Here is a 20,802-nt window from a genome sequence, read left to right on the forward strand (position 1 = left end):
TTGCTACTCTAAAGTTAGTTACTTAAGCAAAGGTATCTTGTAGTGGTGGCACTACTTGCTTCTTACGGCTCATAACACCGTCTAGCCATACTTTACCGTCAACAAGTGTTGTGTCGTAAGCTGATTCAACAATACTTGCATCATCGCTAACAACTAATAGCTCTGAGCCTTCTTTCATAATGTCAGTTAATAACAACATTACTGTGTGGCGGTTGCCTTCTTCTTTTACTGCTTGTAGATCAGCATGAAGTTCAGCTTTCATATCATCAAACAATGCTAAGTCGATAACTTCTAATTGACCAATACCTACAATGTTATCGCTCATATTGAAGTCTTTAAAGTCACGTAACACTAATTCGCGCACTGGTGTACCTTCAACCGAAGATTTTACCGTAAACATTTCCATGCCTAGTGCTTTATAGTCTTCAATACCTGCTATTTCAGCAAGCGCTTCAACACATTTAATATCAGCTGTGGTACACGTTGGTGATTTGAAAATAACTGTGTCAGATAAAATGGCACACATCATAGCGCCAGCAATATTTTTTGGAATTTCAACACCGTGAAAGTCATACATCATTTTGATGATGGTATTCGTACAACCTACAGGGCGTACCCAAATCTCTAATGGAGTAGACGTCGTAATATCACCTAATTTATGATGATCAATAATGCCTAAAACTGTTGAGTCATCAATGTCATCTGGGCCTTGAATACGATCAGAATGATCAACAACATAAATACCATCAGTATCTGCGAAAGTCATTTTAAGCTCAGGTTGTTCAAAGCCAAATTTATCTAAAATAAATAAAGTTTCTGGTGAAAGTTCACCTAAGCGAGCTGGCTTTACATCTTCACCAATAGTGTTTTTTAGATAAGAAAGGGCAATGGCTGAACAGATTGAATCTGAATCAGGTGTTTTGTGTCCTACTGCATAAGCTGACATAAATAGTTATCTCCAAACGCCTTAAATTTAAGCCGCGTAATCGTAATTCATAATATGGCGCGTATTCTAGCAAAGTATCATATCGTTCGCCTAGTCACTATTTGCACTCTTTTCATACAACTTTGGTATGAATTATTTCACGGTTTTGATTTGTATTAAGAGTTGTTGCGCTAACACTTTGTTGTTAGAAAATATTAGGCTACTATTGCACGGCAATAATTATAATATTCGTTCAAAATAGCTTATTTATATGGACAGCTTTTTCAATTGAGGAACTTATGTCGAAATTAAAATCATTAGTGGCATTAATGTCATTGGCGAGTGTGAGTGCACTGGCTAGTGACGTTATTACCGTAGAAGATATCCCAAAAATAAAATCAGTACGTAGCAGTGTGATCAGCCCAAGCGGTGATTATGTTGCCTTTACTCGCTCGTTACCACGTGAATTATATGTTGACAAAAATGGCGGTAGTTATAGTGAACTATATATTACTGATACCAAAGGTAACACGAAGCCATTTATTACCGGGAAAGTGAATGTTGGTAGCTTAGAATGGTCAGTTGATGGAAAATTTATTTATTTTTTAGCTAAGTTTAAAGGTGAAAAATTTACTCAGCTTTACCGCATTCCAGTTGATGGTGGTGAACGCCAAAAAGTAATGAGCTTAAAAGATACTTCAATAAGCCGTTATGATATTAGCCCTGATGGCAAACAAATCGCTTTATTAGCAATGCCAGCTAAAGATAAATCAGAAAAGAAACTGAAAGAACTTGGCTTTAAAGCTGAAGTTTATGAAATGGGTTTAAAGAATAAGCAACTATTTATTACTGATTTAGCGTTACAAAGCAAACCGGTTAAGCTAGATGCAGTTACCATTGCAGGTTATGTAAGTGACATGAATTGGGCGACTGATAATGAAAAATTATTAGTTAAAACACAGCCAACAGCGTTGATTGATGATTCATACACCAAAGCACAATGGCATGTAATGAATTTAGCTAACCAGAAAGTAACAATGTCAATTGCCACTGAAGGTAAGTTAGGTACTGCTGAGTTTTCTCATAATGGTAAACATATCGCAGTTATTGGCGCAGAAGATAAGCATGATCCTGCAACAGGGCGTTTATATTTAGCCGATGTTAAAACCGGTGAAATCAAAGATTGGTTACCTAAGTTTGCTGGTCATGTTACGGATATTGAGTGGTCACATAAAAGCAACAAATTAAACTTTATTGCTAATGTCGGTACTGAGAGTATTGTTGCTAATATTAAGCCAAACAGTAATAGTTATAAAACTCAGGTTAAAGCGGGCAAAATAATTGCTTCATCGTTATCTGTGTCTAATTCTGATAAAACCTTGTCAGTAAAAGGTCATACCGCTAAGCACCCAAATGAAAGTTACATTGTTCGCGGTAAAAAGCTGACAAAAGTAACAAATTCAAATCCTTGGTTAAACGATAAACGCTTTGCTAAGCAAGAATCTATCACCATGAAAGCGCGTGATGGCGTTGAAGTTGGTGGTATTTTAGTTTACCCATTAGATTATAAAGAAGGTCAACGCTACCCTCTGATCATGCAGGTACATGGTGGCCCAGAAAGTCACGAAAAAAATGGTTGGGTAACTGCTTACTCGAAGCCAGGTCAAATGGGTGCAGCACGTGGGTATGCTGTATTTTATCCAAATTACCGTGGTTCAACAGGTAAAGGTGTTGAGTACTCTAAACTTGGTCAAAATGATTATGCAGGCGCAGAATTTAATGACTTAGTCGATATGAAAAATCACCTTGTTGAAATGGGCTTAGTTGATACTAAACGTGTTGGTATTACTGGTGGTTCATACGGCGGTTATGCATCAGCTTGGGCTGCAACTAAATTAACCGAACATTTTGCTGCAAGTGTTATGTTTGTTGGTATTTCAAACCAGTTATCTAAGTTTGGTACTACCGATATTTCAAATGAAATGCATTTAGTACATGCGCGTTCATACCCGTGGGACAAATGGCAATACTACTTAGAGCGTAGTCCAATTTATTGGGCGCATCAGTCGAAAACTCCTTTGTTGATTATGCATGGTAAAGATGACCCTCGTGTACATCCGGCACAATCAATGGAAATGTACCGTTATATGAAGGTACAAGGTAAAGACGTTCGTTTAGTTTATTACCCAGGTGAAGGCCACGGTAACCGTAAAGCAGCTGCACAATATGATTACAGCTTACGTTTAATGCGCTGGATGGATAACTACTTAATGGATGGCAATAAAGATATGCCAGCTTATGAGCTAGACCACAAAGCTAAGCTAGATGCAAAAAAAGCCAAAGCTAAGAAAGAAGACGAAAACAAATAAACCTAGTCTCTCTTGAATAATAAAATAAATAAGCCCAATATTAGTTGTTAATATTGGGCTTTTTTGTAAATGAGCAAAACTATTGTCTTGTCGTTTAGCTCAGTAGTCTAGCTTAATAGTTTAGCTTAATAGTCTAGCTTAATAGTTTAGCTTAGTGGTTTTACCCCAAAATACTTTGTATGAAAATATTGTGTAACCTATGATCATCGGTAGCACTATCGTTGCACCAACGAAAATAAACCATAAAGATTCACGTGCACTTGCCGCATCAAATATTGTCATTTCAAAAGGCACTATATAAGGGTAAAAGCTGTAAGCTAAGCCGCAAAAACACATAATAAATAAAATAATCGCGGCTAAAAATGGAAACCAACAACCAATATCATTTTCCATTGGCACTTTATCTAAATATAGGTGGACTGATACGAAAGTGAACCCCAATAATAGCGTGATCGGAATAACAATTAGTACCTGAATACCGCCTAGCCATTTATCCATTATTTGTTGGTCAATGAGTAAGTTAGCTAAACAAACAGCGACAATACCAACTGCCATTAAAATATTAGTTTTTTGTGCCCATTTTGCCGCTCTCTTTTGCAAGTCACCTTCAGTTTTCATCACCAACCAAGCCGCACCAATAAAGCTGTAGCCTGCTGTTACACATATGGCGGAAAGGCTAGAAAAACCAATACTTAACCAAGAGTTTTCAAATGAGGTAATGTAACGCCCGAGCATATAACCTTGTGCTAACGTTGCTAACAGTGAGCCAAATTTAAATGCGTAATCCCATTTCTGTTTATCAACACTCGGTGCTTTAGTGCGAAAATCAAATGAAACGCCTCGTAAAATCAAGCCAGCTAACATTACCGCTGTGGGCAGGTAAAGCGCTTGAAAAATAATTGAATGTGCCTTCGGGAAGGCAATTAACAATAAACCTATCGCCATCACCAACCAAGTTTCGTTGGCGTCCCAAAAAGGCCCAATGGAGTAAATCATACTATCGCGATGTTGTGGGTTGTCTAAAGGTAGTAAGACGCCAACACCGAGATCATAGCCATCGAGTATTGCATAAACCAAAAAAGACAATCCCATTAGTCCGATGAAAACAATAGGTAGCCAGTCAGGTGAAGTTATATTCATTATTTTTCTCCTAATTGTTTTTCAGCAGTGAAGTTGTTGTAAGAGTTTCTGGTATTTTCTATAGATGTTGCTTTCTCAAGGGCGACTGCTCGATTAGCCATAACAAATAAAGTGCGTATATAGGCAATCAGTAAAAAGCCATAAATAACAGCATATAAAGTCAACGACAGGGCAATATCCTCAGGAGGTGTTGTGGTGACTGCATCTTTAGTACGTAATATGCCGCTAACTAAATAGGGTTGGCGACCAATTTCAGTAACATACCAACCTGCTAAAGTTGCTAGCCAGCCGGAAAAAGTCATGGCAATACCTGTTTTTAATAACCAGGTTGGATATTGTTTTTTGATAACAAACAGATAACTGGCAAACCATGAAAACAATAACATTAATACGCCAATACCTATCATGATACGGAAGCTAAAAAATACCGGGGCAACGGGCGGGTGTTCATCAATAAAATCATTTAGCCCTTGTATTTCACCTTGTGCATCATGGGTCAATATTAAACTGGCAACATTCGGCACCTTAACTTCAAAGCTATTTTCTCGCTTTTCTTCATCAGGTATGGCGAATAGTAACAAAGGTACGCCAGAGTCTGTTTCCCAAACACCTTCCATTGCAGCTACTTTAGCGGGTTGATGTTTAAAGGTATTTAAGCCATGTAGGTCACCGACAAAAATTTGTATTGGGATCAGAATAGCAGCCAACAGTACTGAAAAATTTAAAGCCTGCTTTACTGACTTTTTATTATCACCTTTAATCAGGCGATAAGCAGAAATACCGCAAATAAGAAAGGCTGATGTTAACCCTGATGCTAACAGCATATGCATTAATCGATAGGGCATTGATGGGTTAAAAATAACCTCTAACCAGCTAGTTACATGAGCAACGCCATCTATCATTTCAAAGCCTGCCGGCGTTTGCATCCATGAGTCAAGTGATAGAATCCAAAATGCTGATAATGTTGTGCCAAAGGAAACTAGTACTGTGGCAAGGGTGTGTACGCGGTTTGAAACGCGATCCATACCAAATAGCATGATGGATAAAAACGAAGCTTCTAAAAAGAATGCGGTTAATACTTCATAACCTAATAAGGGACCAGCGATATTCCCGACAGTTTCCATATAGCCTGGCCAATTCGTGCCAAACTGGAACGACATAGTAATACCACTTACAACGCCAATAGCGAAGGTAAGGGCAAATATTCGCACCCAAAAACGATAAACCCGCAACCAACTTTCGTCTTGGGTTTGGTTATAGCGAACTTTAAAAAATAATAATATCCAACATAAAGCGATATTGATGGTAGGAAATAAAATGTGAAAACTAATATTGGCAGCAAATTGGATGCGTGAAAGCATGAAACTTGTGTCATTAGCGATAGCTGCTGCATCTAACACGATATGTACTCCACTTCAGTTATGTAAATTATATGGCTGATGATCTAGATTGATGTTTAAAGTTATTGGTGTTGTTCCGGGTTACCTCAGTAATAACTTGTCTTTGACGTCTAAAATTTTACTGATACCTTCGCCAAGCTTTAATAAAGCTGATAGCTTTTCAGAAGACATGCCCTGCATTTCGTTGGTCCATAACGTCACCATTTCCATCAGATCATGCATTTGTTGAACACGCATTTGAGCATATTCATCAGACTCATTGCTTGGCTGTTCCATTAGCGCATCACGCAAGGTACTTAATGTTGGGTCTAGCTCTCGTTTACGGCGCTCAACCACAAGTGTGCGAGCAATTTCCCAAATATCACTTGGTGCTGAAAAATACTCCTTTCGGTCGCCTGGAATATGATGCAGTTTAATTAAGTTCCATGATTTAAGTTCCTTAAGACCCATACTGACGTTTGAACGTGAAATTTGTAGTGCTTCACTAATTTGGTCGGCATTTAATGGTGCTTCGGTTAGTACGATAACAGCATACATTTGACCTAGCGTGCGGTTTAGCCCCCAACGAGAGCCCATTTCACCAAAGTGCAAAACTAGTGATTGCGTCATAGGTGTTATTTTCATTGTTACTGTCCTTTCTGAATTTTCAGTAATTTGTGAAAATTGTAGGCTTTTTTTGATCTAAGTCAAGTTTTTAAGGCCTGAAAATAGTGATTTTTGTGATTTTTATCACACTGATGAATAGCTAGATTACAAAAGGATATAAATGAGAAGAGGGGAGAAGGAGCTTTGAGATAGGTTGAGCCGAATACCTAGCCATGCCATATTTATTTGAATAGGCTAGGTATTTCATGGTGTAGGTTAATTTACTTAACTAAAGTTAGTACTAAGCTCACCTATTTCTTCAGCATTCTTGTTAACTTCAATACTTTTTCCTGATACTTGATCAGCTAATTGGGTATTACGCTTAGAAATGGCATCGATGTTATGAATACCTTGTGTTATTTGCTCTGCAACTACACTTTGCTGCTCAGACGCAGTGGCTATCTGTGCTGTCATATCGTTAACATTTTGAATATTATCTATGATGTTCTGCATGGCTTGTTTAATACTTTTTGATTCAGCAGAACATTCGTCAGCATTATTTTTATTCTTCAACATGACTTGATTCCATGTTGTTAACGTCGCTTGTAGCTCAGTAACCGATGTTTGAATTTGCTCTGTTGCACTTTGAGTTCGGCTAGCCAATGTTCTAACCTCATCGGCAACTACCGCAAAACCACGTCCTTGCTCGCCAGCTCTAGCGGCTTCAATTGCAGCATTTAAGGCCAGTAAGTTAGTTTGGTCAGCAATGCCCTGAATTTCACTCATCACCGTTGAAATTTTATCAACGTCTCCCACTAGCTCTGAAGCGTTATTTGCCGCATTTTCTACATCAGTCGCTAATTGATTGATCTTTTTTTCACTGACTTCAATAGTGGCAATATTTTGCAGGCAGCTATTTTGTACTTCCGAAACTTTATCGTGTGCCAGGGTCGTGCTGTGGCTTACTTCGTTTATTGTTGAGCTCATTTGGGTAATAGCGGTAGCAAATTGCCCTATATGCTCATTTTCTTCCTGAATGCTGTTAAGCATGTTGCCAGATGTTTGCGATAATTCATCAGCAAGCTTTACTAGTCTTTTTCCTGAGTCATTACTACGACCTAGTACAGTCTTTATTCGTGCTTTGTATAGTTCGGCCGGGTAATTAATAATACTTAGAATACCTTTCCCTGAATATATTAAACGTGACGGGCTATCGAATTGACTTTTTGTTTTAGCTAGTTGATTAGGGAGGGAAATAAGCTCTTCAGCGAAAACAAAGGTTAATAGTACTAGGCAAGCGAGTAAAATAAGTGTTGAAGCTGGCGTACCAACAATGACCCAGTCGAGAGTAATAGCTGCTAACGCAAATAGTGCAGCAGTTAAGCGCTTCAAGCGAATATTTGCATGAAGGTCAACAATAGGTTTTTTATTATTTAGCTTATCGTACAGGGCTTGCGCTTGCTGTTTTTGTTCTTCACTTGGAAATGCTCGAACTGACTGGTAACCGATAATCTTTCCATTTTCCAAAAGCGGCGTTACATAGGCATCAACCCAATAATAATCGCCATTTTTACAGCGGTTTTTTACCATGCCGCGCCAAGAGTCCCCACGTTTTAATTTTTCCCAGAGATCTTTAAAGGCTGCTTTTGGCATGTTGGGGTGTCGAACAATATTGTGGTGCTGGCCAACTAATTCTTCTAGCGAATAACCCGCAACTTGACAAAACTCAGGGTTTGCATAGGTAATAATACCGTTTAAATCTGTGGTAGAAACTAACTGTTCTTGAGGGCTGAACGTACGTTCAGTCATTGAGATATGACTCATAATTTCATCATCCTTGAGAAAGATTTTGATAGAAAATTTACAGCGACACTATATGTGATAAAAGTCACATTTTGTAGCGAAGACGACGAAAACTTTGTAACCAAAATGTAATGTTCATACTAACGTATTGTATAGACGCTGTTTTAATTAAAAAATACGACTAATTGATGAATTATAGGACTTATAAAAGAAAACACCTGAAAATTATCAGGTGTTTTTAATTTGAATGGTTATAGCTTGGAAATTACTTGTAGTAGCTTAGGCAAGCATCTACTTCGTTAGCTGAGCCCATAATAACTTCAACACGCTGGTGAATATCAGTAGGCTCAATATCCATTATGCGCCCTTGACTAGTCATAGCTTTACCACCAGCTTGCTCAATTAAAAAGCTCATAGGGTTGGCTTCATACATCAAGCGTAATTTGTATGGTTTTTCAGGGTTTTTATTATCAGCAGGGTAAGTGAATAAACCGCCACGTGTTAATACGCGATGAATGTCACCTACCATAGCGGCAATCCAACGCATGTTGAAGTTTTTGCCACGTGGCCCGGTGTCACCCGCAAGCAAATCATTAATGTAATTTTTCATTGGTGCCTGCCAAAAGCGTTGGTTTGACATGTTAATCGCAAACTCTTGTGTGTCTTGCGGCACTTGTACGTTACGTTCAACCAATAAGTAACCACCATGAGTGCGGTCTAAAACGTAAAAATGAGTACCACTGCCGGTGGTCATCACTAACATGGTTGATGGGCCGTAAAGCACGTACCCAGCACAAACTTGCTTGTTACCTGATTGTTTAAACATATCAGGATCGCTAGCTTCCATATCAGCTGGTGCTTCATGAATTGAGAAAATAGTACCAATCAACGAGTTAATATCGATATTAGAGCTACCATCTAGTGGGTCAAATGAAACAATAAACTTGCCATTTTTTTCACCTGCAACAGAGCTATCTTCTTCTTCTGAAGAAATCGCTTTAACAAAGCCTGACTCTAATAAAATATCCTTGAAAAGCTCATTGGCAACAACATCAAGTTTCTTTTGCACTTCACCTTGAATATTTTCATCAAGCGTTGAGCCCATTAAGCCACCTAAATGCGCTTGGCTGACACGAAATGAAATTTCTTTTGTGGCAGCTAAAATGGTTTTTATCAATGAAATTAAATCTAACGGTACATTATCTTCACGTAAAGCTGGAGCTAGTCGTTGCATCGGGTTACCTAATCACTTTAGAGTCATACTCTTTTTATCAGAGTAAATTGTATATTGTATTTTATTTTCGATGTTATGATGTAATATCAGAGCATCAAAAGTTGCTTTAATTATCGTATTAAGTAATCTTGAAAACTTTCAAGATTACTTTTACGTCGATTATAACAAGAATAAGAGTATTTTCAGTACTTCTAATTATTTTAATTTTACTGACAGCAAGGATATGAAATGAGGTTTTTCATTAGGGTAATGGTTTTATTTGTTTGTAGTGCTCTCTCGGCACATTTATGGGCAAAAGATAAAACAAGCTACGCTGATTTTATTGACGGTATGCAACATCAACAAGGGTATTTTTCTTTTTATCTTGACGATGAAACAGGGAAAGTATTTTTAGAAATAGATAACTTTAATGAAGATTTTCTATTTCAAAGTGGCTTGCCACATGGTGTTGGTTCGAATGATATTGGTTTGGATCGAGGCCAATTGGGGGATACGCGTTTAGTACGCTTTGAAAGAGTAGGCGAGAAGGTATTTTTACGACAATTGAATACCTATTATCGCGCCAATACTGAAAATATACTAGAAAAACAAGCTATTGACGAAGCATTTGCTAGCTCCATTATATGGGGATTTAAAGTTAGTAGTAGCTCAAAGGATAAGCAAAAAACACTTATCGATTACACACCGTTCTTGTTGTCTGATATTCACAATTTATCGGCGAAACTAAAGCGCACTAAACAAGGTAACTTTAGTATTGATGCATCGAGAAGTGCAGTTTATGAAAAACGCACAAAAGCATTCCCTAATAACACTGAATTGGAAGCAACGGTAACTTATAAAGGATCCAAAGCAGGTGCTTACTTACGCTCTGTGACGCCAGATGCAAGCGCTGTAACAGTAAACTTGCATCATTCACTAATTAAATTACCAGACAATGGCTATCAAACTAGAACATTTCACCCGTATAGCGGTTTTTGGGAAAGTTCCTATGCAGATTATGCTAGTGCAATTGATGAGCCGCTAATTAAGCGTGATATTCCACGTCACCGATTAAAAAAGAAAAAACCTAACGCTAAAGTAAGTGAGGCCGTAGAGCCTATAATTTACTATTTAGATGCGGGCGTACCAGAGCCTGTTAAAAGTGCGTTACTTGATGGAGCTCGTTGGTGGGATCAAGCTTTTGAAGCTATTGGTTATAAAAATGCCTTTCAAGTAAAAATGTTACCTAGCGATGCTGACCCGATGGACGTCCGCTATAATGTTATTCAGTGGGTACATAGGGCAACACGCGGTTGGTCTTATGGTTCTTCAGTGATTGATCCTCGTACCGGTGAAATTATAAAAGGTCATGTAACACTTGGCTCATTGCGCGTTCGCCAAGATTACTTAATTGCTCTTGGATTAACTTCACCATTTACTTCAGAAAATACTGACACCAGTGCCATGAAAGAAATGGCATTAGCACGTATTCGTCAGTTATCAGCTCATGAAGTTGGGCATACATTAGGCATAGCACATAACTTTGCTGCAAGTGTTAATGACAGAGCCTCGGTGATGGATTATCCACACCCATTAATTACCATTAAGAATGATAAAATTAGTTTAGAAAATGCTTATGCAACTGATATTGGTGTGTGGGATAAGTTTGTTATTGCTTATGGTTATGCGGATGTAGAAAAGGAGCACGAAGCGCAATACCTTGCAGAGTTAGTTAACAATGCACAACAGCAAGGTTTGCAATATGTATCAGACCCAGATGCACGCCCTAAGTCGGGTGCGCATGCGACCGGTCACTTATGGGACAACGGGGAAAATGCCGCGCAAGAGCTAACGCGCGTTTTAAAAGTCAGAAAATTAGCGTTAGAAAATTTTGGCGTAAATAGTATTGCTATTGACACGCCAATGTCGGAGCTTGAAGAAGTTTTAGTGCCAATTTATAACTTTCATCGTTTCCAAGTAGAAGCTGCCGCTAAACTTATAGCGGGTGTTGATTATGGCTATCAATTACGTAGTGAACAATTTAGTAATCAGCAGAAAATGGTTGCCGGTAATGTACAGCATGAGGCGTTAACAGCGCTCTTAAAAACATTATCGCCAAATACCTTAGTCGTGCCTACTAGTATTACTGCGTTAATTCCACCGAAAGCTTATGGCTACCATCGCACCCGTGAGAGTTTTCATGGTCGCACAGGGTTAACGTTTGATCCGATCAGCGCTGCAGAAGCAAGTGCTAAACATACCTTGTCGCTTATATTAAATGCTGAGCGTTTAGCGAGGCTACAACAGCAAACAATGCTTGATGATGACATTCCTTCTGTGCAGCAATTATTAAGTAAAGTTGTTGGCGCGACAATACAGTCATCACCGCAAACGCTAACTTCTTTATTGGTGCAACAACGTGTTAATCAGCAATTTGTCGAGCACTTGTTAGCATTATGGCATAGTCAAAAAGTTGTGCCGGAAGTACGGGCGGAAGTTTATGCAACTTTAACAGATTTATCACAATGGCTAGCTGACAAACGTAGTACTCGAAAATACAAAGGTTCTCGAGCGCATTTTCAGCTGTTAGCAAGGCAAATTAATTACAGTTTAAACCATGATAAATCTTCGCTACCTGAATCTAAAATTCAGTTGCCACCTGGTTCACCAATTGGTAACTAATAGCTTGAAACACTCTCTATTTATTAGCTTTAGTTGTTAAATAGAGAGTAAAGGGCAGATTATGACGAACAATAACTTTAAAGTGGCACTGCTTGGTGTGCCTTTTGATGATAATTCATCATTTGAACGGGGGCCCGCGTTAGCCCCTTCAGCAATTCGTGAAGTACTAAATGGAGGTTCACTTAATGGCTCAACAGAGCTAGGTGTCAACCTAAGGGATTCAAAGCGTTGGCTTGACGCAGGTGATGTTAAGATAGCTAAAGCAGAGAGTTTTATCGTAGATATTGAGCAGTGTTGCGAGCAACTTTTGTCAAACAATACTCGATTACTTTCGTTAGGGGGCGATCATAGTATTAGTTACCCATTATTGAAAAGTTATCGTAAATATTTCCCGAAACTAACTATTTTACATATTGATGCCCATTCAGACTTATATGACTCATTTAAGGGCAATCGTTATTCTAATGCTTGCCCTTTTGCACGAGTGATGGAAGATGGTTTATGTGACAGGCTAGTGCAGGTTGGTATTCGAACGCTAAACTTGCATCAAGAACAGCAAATTGCCAAATTCGAAGTTGAATCGCTTGAGATGCGACATTGGCCGTTAACAGAACCATTGGTATTTGAACATCCAGTGTACTTGTCGTTAGATATAGATGGTATTGACCCTGCTTTTGCGCCAGGCGTATCACACCGAGAGCCCGGCGGTTTATCAACACGTGAAGTGATTAATTTAATTCACAATATTAATACACCTTTGGTTGGCGCTGATATTGTTGAATTTAATCCGAATAAAGATATTGATGCTATGACCTCACAACTTGCGGCAAAACTTGTTAAAGAAGTTGCAGGGAAAATGTTACTCAGCTAGTTAATCGACAGAAAGAAAAAACGGTGCTGAAAAGGAAGGTATTCAGCACCGTCGTGCAATTGGCACTTAGGTTAAGTGTACTGCGCACAAAAAATTGACCATTTGGAAAGTCATAAGACCTTATTATATCGATTCAGTATTCAAGTTTTTTTGATTTACATTGGTTTCTGTAAAGTCTTTTTCTAGAATTTCTCTTTTTTCTTTACTTGATGTGCTTTTTTTAGGCTTCATTAACACCACCAAATTTCCAGCCAAAATGCAGCTTAAACCAGCAACGGTGAACAATGTCCAAGAAAAGTCTTCAACGAATGTTGAGATAACCACCGCGACCGCAGGGAACATAATTGATGCATAAGACGCTTTATGAGCCCCAATGCGATTAAGCAAGGTTAAATAACTGCCAAAAGCGATTACTGAGCCAAATATTGATAAATAAAGCAACGAAGTAACGTATGATGCTGAATATTCAAAACTAAAATCTTTACCTTGAACCAGTGCCATTAGTGCCATAAAGGTTGCGCCATAAGCCATTCCCCAAGCGTTTGCAGGCATTAATGGGATCTGCATCTTTTGATTTTTCATTGATAACATATTGCCGGTGGACGCGAATAATGTTCCGGTAATACATAGTGTTAACCCCATTAACGTTTCTGCACCTAGTTGGGTATCATTTATCTGTGGCCAAAACAAAATGATTATGCCGGCCAAACCCAACAAGCCGCCAATATATACCTGTTTGGTTATTTTGGTGCCATACCAAATACGGGCATTAAAAACATTAAAGAACATGATCATTGAAAATGCGATGCAAGTTAATGCTGAGTTAATATGCTGTTGTGCTGAGTATAAAAATAAATAGTTACAACCAAATAACGTCATACCAAATAGGAAAAATTGTAAGTGGTGGCGAGCAGAAAATTTTAGTGAGACTTGCTTATATTGACAGTAGATAAACAGCACTAATGCCGCCAAACCGAAACGGTAAAATAGTGATACTTCTGATGCAACATCACCTAGTTGATAATTAATGGCTATCCAGGTGGAGCCCCATATCAGTACAGTGATGATATACAAAAAGGTATTGTTCATTATTCATCCTTAACAATAGCTAGCAATAAAGGTATTGCTAGCTTTAATTAATACTATTTAGAGCAGCAAGTTCGTTGTTCATTTGTATTGTTCTTGCATGTCAAATGCACTGACATTTGTGTTTCTTGCCTAACGAGAGCAGTACTAAAACCTCTTTTTGATAAGGTATTAATCCATTTTGTTAAAACTGTTTTTACGATATATACAAATGTCATGTGCCTCTCCTCGTTGGGTGTTTTCAAAATAAAAACAAGTGAACCTTCGTTATTGAATAGACAGTTTACTGATTATTTGTTCTAATAACATACACAGAAAAATGAAAATGCAACCTATACAGTTATGCGTCTAGTTGATAAATCTGCGCCCGAGTTTTTATACCAACAAGTAATCGATTTTGTTGAGCACCAGACTAAAAGTGGCGCTTTACGTCCTGGTGATAAATTACCTAGCCTTCGTAAGCTTAGTCGTCAATTCGACATTAGTGTGCCGACGGTTAAACAGGCTTATGTAGAGCTTGAGCGGCAAGGTGCGATTTCTGCAAGGCCGCAGTCGGGTTATTATCTGAAAGCAAAACAAGCACGCACCTTGTTACCACGGCGGGCGAAATGGGCATATTGTGAACCGTCTGAAGTTTCATGCCGTAGCTTAATTGAACAAGTATATGATGCTGTCCATATTCCTGATTCAGTCGCCTTGGGAATTTCTAATCCCGTACATGCACATCCACCCGATAAGGCACTTGCTAGGTTGATGCGTTCAGTAATAAGCCGTGTTTCAGAGAAAGCAGTAAGTTATGGGCCGGTAAATGGCGACCCTAAATTACGATTGAATTTAGCATTTCGTTATCAGGAACAAGGTGTACTGGTAAATCACGATGACTTGATCATTACTAATGGTGCTCAAGAGGCGTTATCGATAGCTCTACAATGTGTGGCAGAGCGAGGAGATATTATCGCAGTTGAGTCGCCTTGTTATTTTGGCTTAATTGAATTAATTGAAAGTTTAGGGATGAAAGTTCTAGAAGTTTATACCTGCCCAGAAGATGGCGTGTGTATCTCAGAACTTGAAACTGTCATTGAGCAGCATCCAGTGAAGGCCTGCCTGTTTTCTACCGCCATTAATAATCCATTGGGTTCTATGATGACTGATAAACAGCGACAAGATATGGTGACTTTGCTAGAGAAAAATAACATTCCGCTGATTGAAGATGAAGTTTATAGTGATTTGTACTTTACCGAAAAAAGGCCTGTATCGGCGCAGTTATACTCGGAAAAAGGCTTAGTATTAACGTGTTCATCTTTTTCAAAAACAGCGGCACCGGGCTATCGGGTTGGTTGGTTGTTACCGGGAAAATTTGAAGAAAAGGCGAAACGAATTAAACGGGCTCAGTCATGCTCAACACCGATGTTGCAGCAGTGGACATTAACTGACTATTTAATGAGTGGTGAATATGACCGTCATCTGCAAGTGTTGCGTAAAACACTACGATACAATTGCGAGCGAATGCGAGCGTTAATTGCACAATATTTTCCAGAACAAGTCTGCATTTCAAAACCGCAGGGTGGCAGTGTGTTATGGGTTCGGTGTCGCTCGCATGTTGATACCAGCCAGTTTTTTAATCAAGCAATTACCCAAGGCGTAAACTTTGCCCCTGGCGAGATATTCTCGCCATCAGGAAAGTATAAAAATTATATGCGAATAAGTTTTGGCGTGCAGTGGTGCGAACGTATTGATGAAGCCATTAAAATTTTAGGAAAACTTGTGCATCAATACCCTGATCCACAAAGAAAAACTAGGATCCAATCGAGTGTCAAATAACTCAGTAAAAATACCATTAAAGTACTTGTTGCCGTTACTGGCCGCAATTATTGCCGTTTCACCTTTAGCTATTGATATGTATTTACCGGCAATGCCAACATTAGCCGAGCATTTCTCAACAGAAATGCCATTGGTGCAAAATAGCTTGAGTATTTACCTCTTTGGCTATGCACTAGGCATGTTAGTGTTTGGTCCTATGGCTGATAAACATTCGCGACGTAAGCTGGTTATTATTGGTTTAACAGGTTTTTTATTAACCACTTTGTTGTTAACCATAGCACAGAACATTGAGCAGTTTATTGCGTTGCGCTTTATGCAAGCATTTATCGGCAGCGCTGCAACCGTTGTGGTACCGGGAATTATTAATCAACTTTATGGTAAAGACACTGCTAAAGGTTTGTCATACGTGAGTATGATCATGATGCTGGCGCCGATGATTGCGCCTAGTATTGGTAGTGCGCTATTACTACATAGTTGGCAAATGATATTCTATATTTTAGCTTTATATGCCTTAGTTATCTTGGTGTTGGGCACTTTTTTCTTACCTGATGTTAATTCACAAAAAGCATCAAAAGAGTATCGGACAATAGAGCGCTATAAAATTGTGTTCAGCAATAAAAAAGCGCGTTTAGACTTGATCAGTTCGATGATGGTTTCACTCGCATTTTTTGCCTATATAACCGCTATTTCGTTTGTCTATTTAACAGTATTTAAAGTGTCTGAATTTGAGTTTAGTGTGCTGTTTGGCATGAATGTTTTAGCATTAATGACTGCACATTTTATTAATACACGTGTGGTAACAAAAATTGGTTCAAGAAAAATGCTCAGCTATGGCATGTTATTAGCTGTTATTGCCGCAACCAGCCTAGTGCTGGCTAACATACTATCGTTACCATTGGTGTATCACGTTGCAGTAATATTGCCATTAATGGGCAGTTTGTCGATGATCTCTGTCAATGCCAATGCCTTAATATTGCAAGAGTTTGCTGAGCATGCAGGTACGGCAACCGCCGTAAATGGTACATTGCGTTTTGGTGTTGGTGCTTTAGCTGGCCCGATTTTAGCTGTATTTTATGATGGCACTGCTTTACCATTTGCCTTATTAATGGCAGCCGCCGTTTATATCGTTTTACTATGCCAATTTATGCATAGGGTCGTAGAGAAAAGTGAGGTAGAAACGTGAAAAATATTGCAGTAATTTTATCAGGTTGTGGCGTTTACGATGGCAGTGAAATACATGAGGCGGTTTTAACCTTACTTGCCATCGAGCAGGCAGGCGCAAAATACCGTTGCTTTGCACCTAATATTAATCAATACCATGTTATTAACCATGTAACAGGTGAAGTTATGATGGATGAGCAGCGAAATGTGTTGGTAGAGTCTGCTCGAATTGCTCGTGGCGATGTTGAAGATTTATCTGAATTTTACATTGAAGAGTTTGATGCCTTGATAGTTCCGGGTGGTTTCGGTGCGGCAAAAAACCTATCAGATTTTGCAATTAATGGTGAAAACCTATCTGTTAATGAGCAAGTGCTAGCAACTTGCAAAGCATTTGCTAGTGCAGGTAAGCCTGCTGGTTATATGTGCATTGCGCCAACGATGATCCCGTTAATTTATGGCAACGACGCTCAAGCAACGATAGGCAAAGATGCCGCGATTGCGGAATCATTAGTAAATATTGGCTTAGCACATAAAGATTGTGAAGTTGATGAGATTGTTACTGACGAGCCTAGAAAGTTAGTTTCGACGCCTGCTTACATGTTGGCGACATCGATGACAGAAGCTGCGGCAGGTATCAATAAATTGGTCGCAAAGGTAATTCATTTAAGCTAATAAAAGTTGTGGACTATCAGCGGAATAATTCACTCGTAATCCACTTAAAGAAAAAGCGTTAATTGTTAGCTTTTTCTTGCTCTTGCTCTTGTTCTTGTTTAGCTTTTAATTCCACTTGTTGTAGGCGCCACTTTTTTCGTTCTGCATAGTAGTGATCCCATACACAAGGGTTACATGCACCGCCGCCACAACAATCATCATCGGCAGGTGGTAGGGGTTTTTCTAATAGCTCAGTCATTTTTTAAGTCTAATTCGTTAAAAGTCATATGTTGTTATTAGCCATGATAGCATGATATCTGTCATAACGGTTTAGCTCAGATAATCCATGGCATAACAGCTCTTTCACATCTGTGTGATCGCTTAATACCGCCATCCTTGGCATAACAGCTCTTTCACATCTGTGTGATCGCTTAATACCGCCATCCTTGGCATAACAGCTCTTTCACATCTGTGTGATCGCTTAATACCGCCATCCTTGGCATAACAGCTCTTTCACATCTATATGAATGCTTATTACAGTTATCCGTGACATAAAAAAAGCTCTGCATGCAGAGCTTTTTATTATTTAGCTAATACCTGAACGTTTATTCAACTTCAGCAAGCTTCTTTTCTAGATAATGAATATTTGCGCCACCGTTAACAAAGCCTTGATCGTTTAAAATATCTTGATGCAAAGCAATGTTAGTTTTAATACCGTCAATCACTAATTCATTTAGTGCATTACGCATACGAGCAATGGCCACGTCACGGTTATCACCGTAAGTGATTAACTTACCAATCATAGAATCATAATGTGGTGGTACCGAGTAATCAGCATAGATATGAGAATCCCAACGTACGCCCATGCCACCTGGTGGGTGAAAGCGAGTAATTTTACCCGGTGAAGGGATAAAAGTACGTGGATCTTCAGCATTAATACGGCACTCTATTGAATGACCAGCAATCTTAATATCTTCTTGAGTGTAAGATAGTGGTTGACCGGCAGCAACGCGAAGTTGCTCTTTAATTAAATCAACACCAGTGATCATTTCCGTAACGGGATGCTCTACCTGAATACGAGTATTCATTTCGATAAAGTAGAATTCACCATTCTCATATAAGAACTCGAAAGTGCCCGCGCCACGGTAGCCAATTTCGATACAAGCGTTACAACAACGCTCACCAATTTTGGCGCGCATCTCTGGAGTAATGCCTGGTGCTGGAGCTTCTTCAACAACTTTTTGGTGACGGCGTTGCATTGAACAGTCACGCTCACCTAGATGAATTGCACCACCTTGACCATCAGCCATAATTTGAATCTCAACATGACGTGGATTTTCAAGGAATTTTTCCATGTAAACCATATCGTTATTGAAAGTTACACGTGCTTCATTTTTAGTCAGAGCGATAGATTCAATTAATTCGTCTTCGCTGCGAACAACTCGCATACCTCGACCGCCGCCGCCGCCAGAAGCTTTAATAATTACCGGGTAGCCAATACGCTTACCATGAGCAATATTTGTTGCTTCGTCGTCGGTTAGTGGACCATCAGAGCCAGGAACACAAGGAACACCAGCAGACTTCATGGCTTTAATAGCTGAAACTTTATCACCCATTAAACGAATACTTTCCGCTTTAGGGCCGATAAAAGCAAAACCAGACTGCTCAACTTGCTCAGCAAAATCAGCGTTCTCAGCTAAAAACCCGTAACCCGGATGAATTGCAACCGCATTAGTAACTTCAGCAGCAGTAATAATTGTTGGGATATTTAAGTAACTTTTTAACGCAGACGCTTCACCGATACAAATAGTTTCGTCGGCTAATAATACGTGTTTTAAGTTTCTATCAGCCGTTGAATGCACAGCAACTGTTTTAATACCAAGTTCTTTACATGCACGTAATATTCTTAGTGCAATTTCGCCTCGGTTGGCGATAACAACTTTATCTAACATGGAATGACCCTTACTGTTGGGCTTATTCAATGATGAATAGCGGTTGATCGAATTCAATTGCGTCTTCGTTATTTGCTAAAATTTCTTTAATAACGCCAGACTTGTCTGCTTCAATTTGGTTCATCATTTTCATTGCTTCAAGGATACATAATGTATCACCAGCATTAACGTGCTGACCTACTTCAACGAACGCTGGCGCGTCTGGTGAAGCTGAAGAATAAAAAGTACCAACCATAGGTGAACGTACAATGTGGCCTGTTAATGCCGGAGCTGCTGCTTCAGCGGCAGGAGCGGCCGAAGCTACGGCAGCAACAGGAGCTGCAACTGGTGCCGCTTGCATCATAGGAGCAGCTTGTACAACAGAACCACCGCGGCTAATTCTTACAGACTCTTCACCTTCTGAAATTTCTAATTCGTTGATACCTGATTCTTCTACTAATTCAATTAACTTCTTAATTTTGCGAATATCCATTTGAATACCTTTTAATAATTATTAAATTTATGTGTTAAATGACTAAAGTACATAATGAACTTTAGTTGCTTAATTTTTTCGTATTTTAAGGTGCGAAACAGCTGCGTTTAATGCATATTCGTAACCTTTGGCTCCTAAACCGCTGATAACACCTATGGCGATATCAGATAAATATGAATGTTGTCTAAATGTTTCACGGGCGTGAACGTTTGATAAGTGAACTTCGATAAAAGGAATATTAACCGATAATAATGCATCTCGTAGTGCGACACTGGTGTGTGTAAAAGCAGCAGGGTTAATAATAATAAAGTCTACTTGTTCAAAACTATTGTGAATTTCATTTATTAGCACATGTTCAGCATTAGACTGAATATGACTTAGTACAATATTTTCTTCGTTGGCAAGGTTCTGTAAATTTGCCATAATCTCAGCTAATGACAGTGAGCCATAAATTGTCGGTTCACGTTTACCTAACATATTCAAGTTAGGGCCGTTTAGAACTAAAATGTTAAACTTTGTAGTCATTTTCGGTAAAAACACCTTTAACGTTGATTGATGTTGCTATCATGTCATATTTATAGATAAGATTGTAATTAATTTCAAAAAAACGAAATGTTCATACTGTTTGACGATTATTATAGTGTTTTCGCAGAATATAGCAGCAAAATACT

At 38.9% G+C, this 20,802-nt stretch carries 17 protein-coding genes; 6 read left to right on the plus strand and 11 right to left on the minus strand.

From position 1 onward, the window contains the following. Positions 1 to 22 precede the first annotated feature (22 nt). Entirely contained in the window at positions 23 to 946 is a 924-nt protein-coding gene (locus AC27E9_RS14475; RefSeq protein ID WP_487131359.1) for a manganese-dependent inorganic pyrophosphatase, read from the minus strand. A 278-nt stretch (positions 947 to 1,224) separates the two neighbouring features. Between AC27E9_RS14475 and AC27E9_RS14480 the strand changes: the two genes are divergently transcribed. Next, complete coding sequence (locus AC27E9_RS14480; protein WP_487131361.1) at positions 1,225 to 3,294, plus strand: S9 family peptidase; 2,070 nt, start codon at positions 1,225 to 1,227, stop codon at positions 3,292 to 3,294. 138 nt (positions 3,295 to 3,432) lie between these two features. Here the strand turns inward: AC27E9_RS14480 and AC27E9_RS14485 are convergent, their stop codons facing one another. From AC27E9_RS14485 to AC27E9_RS14505, 5 genes are all read right to left on the minus strand, one after another. Continuing rightward, positions 3,433 to 4,434, minus strand: a complete 1,002-nt coding sequence (locus AC27E9_RS14485; RefSeq protein WP_487131362.1) for a cytochrome d ubiquinol oxidase subunit II — start codon at positions 4,432 to 4,434, stop codon at positions 3,433 to 3,435. Next, the gene (locus AC27E9_RS14490; RefSeq protein WP_487131653.1) at positions 4,434 to 5,795 is read right to left on the minus strand and encodes a cytochrome ubiquinol oxidase subunit I; all 1,362 of its coding nucleotides are present in this window, start codon (positions 5,793 to 5,795) and stop codon (positions 4,434 to 4,436) included. The genes AC27E9_RS14485 and AC27E9_RS14490 overlap by 1 nt, the downstream gene beginning before the upstream one ends. Before the next feature lie 120 nt (positions 5,796 to 5,915). Then, positions 5,916 to 6,458 carry a GbsR/MarR family transcriptional regulator gene (locus AC27E9_RS14495; RefSeq protein ID WP_487131364.1) on the minus strand — a complete coding sequence of 181 codons (543 nt, stop codon included), beginning with the start codon at positions 6,456 to 6,458 and terminating at the stop codon, positions 5,916 to 5,918. Between the two features lie 246 nt (positions 6,459 to 6,704). Beyond that, a complete protein-coding gene (locus AC27E9_RS14500; RefSeq protein ID WP_487131366.1) occupies positions 6,705 to 8,243 on the minus strand; it encodes a methyl-accepting chemotaxis protein in 1,539 nt (512 codons plus the stop codon). Positions 8,244 to 8,487: 244 nt separating this feature from the next. After that, positions 8,488 to 9,456, minus strand: coding sequence for a class 1 fructose-bisphosphatase (locus AC27E9_RS14505; protein ID WP_487131368.1), 969 nt, complete (start codon positions 9,454 to 9,456; stop codon positions 8,488 to 8,490). A 228-nt stretch (positions 9,457 to 9,684) separates the two neighbouring features. Between AC27E9_RS14505 and AC27E9_RS14510 the strand changes: the two genes are divergently transcribed. After that, positions 9,685 to 12,117 (plus strand): zinc-dependent metalloprotease, encoded by a 2,433-nt coding sequence (locus AC27E9_RS14510; RefSeq protein WP_487131370.1) that lies wholly within the window; start codon positions 9,685 to 9,687, stop codon positions 12,115 to 12,117. A 61-nt stretch (positions 12,118 to 12,178) separates the two neighbouring features. After that, complete coding sequence (speB, locus tag AC27E9_RS14515; protein WP_487131372.1) at positions 12,179 to 12,988, plus strand: agmatinase; 810 nt, start codon at positions 12,179 to 12,181, stop codon at positions 12,986 to 12,988. A gap of 123 nt (positions 12,989 to 13,111) precedes the next feature. Here the strand turns inward: speB and AC27E9_RS14520 are convergent, their stop codons facing one another. Continuing rightward, entirely contained in the window at positions 13,112 to 14,077 is a 966-nt protein-coding gene (locus AC27E9_RS14520; RefSeq protein ID WP_487131374.1) for a DMT family transporter, read from the minus strand. A gap of 339 nt (positions 14,078 to 14,416) precedes the next feature. Between AC27E9_RS14520 and AC27E9_RS14525 the strand changes: the two genes are divergently transcribed. From AC27E9_RS14525 to elbB, 3 genes are read left to right on the plus strand one after another with little or no spacing between them, the layout of a single operon-like run. Then, a complete protein-coding gene (locus AC27E9_RS14525; protein WP_487131375.1) occupies positions 14,417 to 15,895 on the plus strand; it encodes an aminotransferase-like domain-containing protein in 1,479 nt (492 codons plus the stop codon). Further along, positions 15,885 to 17,078, plus strand: coding sequence for a multidrug effflux MFS transporter (locus tag AC27E9_RS14530; RefSeq protein WP_487131377.1), 1,194 nt, complete (start codon positions 15,885 to 15,887; stop codon positions 17,076 to 17,078). Before AC27E9_RS14525 ends, AC27E9_RS14530 begins: the two co-directional genes overlap by 11 nt. After that, the gene (gene elbB, locus AC27E9_RS14535) at positions 17,075 to 17,728 is read left to right on the plus strand and encodes an isoprenoid biosynthesis glyoxalase ElbB (RefSeq protein ID WP_487131379.1); all 654 of its coding nucleotides are present in this window, start codon (positions 17,075 to 17,077) and stop codon (positions 17,726 to 17,728) included. Before AC27E9_RS14530 ends, elbB begins: the two co-directional genes overlap by 4 nt. Before the next feature lie 58 nt (positions 17,729 to 17,786). Here elbB and AC27E9_RS14540 read toward each other — a convergent pair whose 3' ends face one another. From AC27E9_RS14540 to aroQ, 4 genes are all read right to left on the minus strand, one after another. Next, positions 17,787 to 17,966, minus strand: coding sequence for an oxidoreductase-like domain-containing protein (locus AC27E9_RS14540; RefSeq protein WP_487131381.1), 180 nt, complete (start codon positions 17,964 to 17,966; stop codon positions 17,787 to 17,789). 346 nt (positions 17,967 to 18,312) lie between these two features. Continuing rightward, positions 18,313 to 19,659, minus strand: a complete 1,347-nt coding sequence (gene accC, locus AC27E9_RS14545) for an acetyl-CoA carboxylase biotin carboxylase subunit (RefSeq protein WP_487131383.1) — start codon at positions 19,657 to 19,659, stop codon at positions 18,313 to 18,315. Between the two features lie 22 nt (positions 19,660 to 19,681). Continuing rightward, positions 19,682 to 20,131: an acetyl-CoA carboxylase biotin carboxyl carrier protein gene (gene accB, locus AC27E9_RS14550; protein ID WP_487131385.1), complete on the minus strand. Its 450-nt coding sequence runs from the start codon at positions 20,129 to 20,131 to the stop codon at positions 19,682 to 19,684. Between the two features lie 69 nt (positions 20,132 to 20,200). Beyond that, positions 20,201 to 20,656: a type II 3-dehydroquinate dehydratase gene (gene aroQ / locus AC27E9_RS14555; protein WP_487131386.1), complete on the minus strand. Its 456-nt coding sequence runs from the start codon at positions 20,654 to 20,656 to the stop codon at positions 20,201 to 20,203. Positions 20,657 to 20,802 lie beyond the last annotated feature (146 nt).

The sequence above is a fragment of the Colwellia meonggei genome, assembly GCF_057537295.1.

Coding starts and splice junctions, on each gene's coding strand:
- AC27E9_RS14485 (WP_487131362.1), bottom strand. CDS start 4,434: ATGAATATAACTTCACCTGACTGGCTACCTATTGTTTTCATCGGACTA.
- speB (WP_487131372.1), top strand. CDS start 12,179: ATGACGAACAATAACTTTAAAGTGGCACTGCTTGGTGTGCCTTTTGAT.
- AC27E9_RS14475 (WP_487131359.1), bottom strand. CDS start 946: ATGTCAGCTTATGCAGTAGGACACAAAACACCTGATTCAGATTCAATC.
- accC (WP_487131383.1), bottom strand. CDS start 19,659: ATGTTAGATAAAGTTGTTATCGCCAACCGAGGCGAAATTGCACTAAGA.
- AC27E9_RS14495 (WP_487131364.1), bottom strand. CDS start 6,458: ATGAAAATAACACCTATGACGCAATCACTAGTTTTGCACTTTGGTGAA.
- AC27E9_RS14505 (WP_487131368.1), bottom strand. CDS start 9,456: ATGCAACGACTAGCTCCAGCTTTACGTGAAGATAATGTACCGTTAGAT.
- accB (WP_487131385.1), bottom strand. CDS start 20,131: ATGGATATTCGCAAAATTAAGAAGTTAATTGAATTAGTAGAAGAATCA.
- AC27E9_RS14500 (WP_487131366.1), bottom strand. CDS start 8,243: ATGAGTCATATCTCAATGACTGAACGTACGTTCAGCCCTCAAGAACAG.
- AC27E9_RS14525 (WP_487131375.1), top strand. CDS start 14,417: ATGCGTCTAGTTGATAAATCTGCGCCCGAGTTTTTATACCAACAAGTA.
- aroQ (WP_487131386.1), bottom strand. CDS start 20,656: ATGACTACAAAGTTTAACATTTTAGTTCTAAACGGCCCTAACTTGAAT.
- AC27E9_RS14480 (WP_487131361.1), top strand. CDS start 1,225: ATGTCGAAATTAAAATCATTAGTGGCATTAATGTCATTGGCGAGTGTG.
- AC27E9_RS14540 (WP_487131381.1), bottom strand. CDS start 17,966: ATGACTGAGCTATTAGAAAAACCCCTACCACCTGCCGATGATGATTGT.
- AC27E9_RS14510 (WP_487131370.1), top strand. CDS start 9,685: ATGAGGTTTTTCATTAGGGTAATGGTTTTATTTGTTTGTAGTGCTCTC.
- AC27E9_RS14490 (WP_487131653.1), bottom strand. CDS start 5,795: ATGCTTTCACGCATCCAATTTGCTGCCAATATTAGTTTTCACATTTTA.
- AC27E9_RS14520 (WP_487131374.1), bottom strand. CDS start 14,077: ATGAACAATACCTTTTTGTATATCATCACTGTACTGATATGGGGCTCC.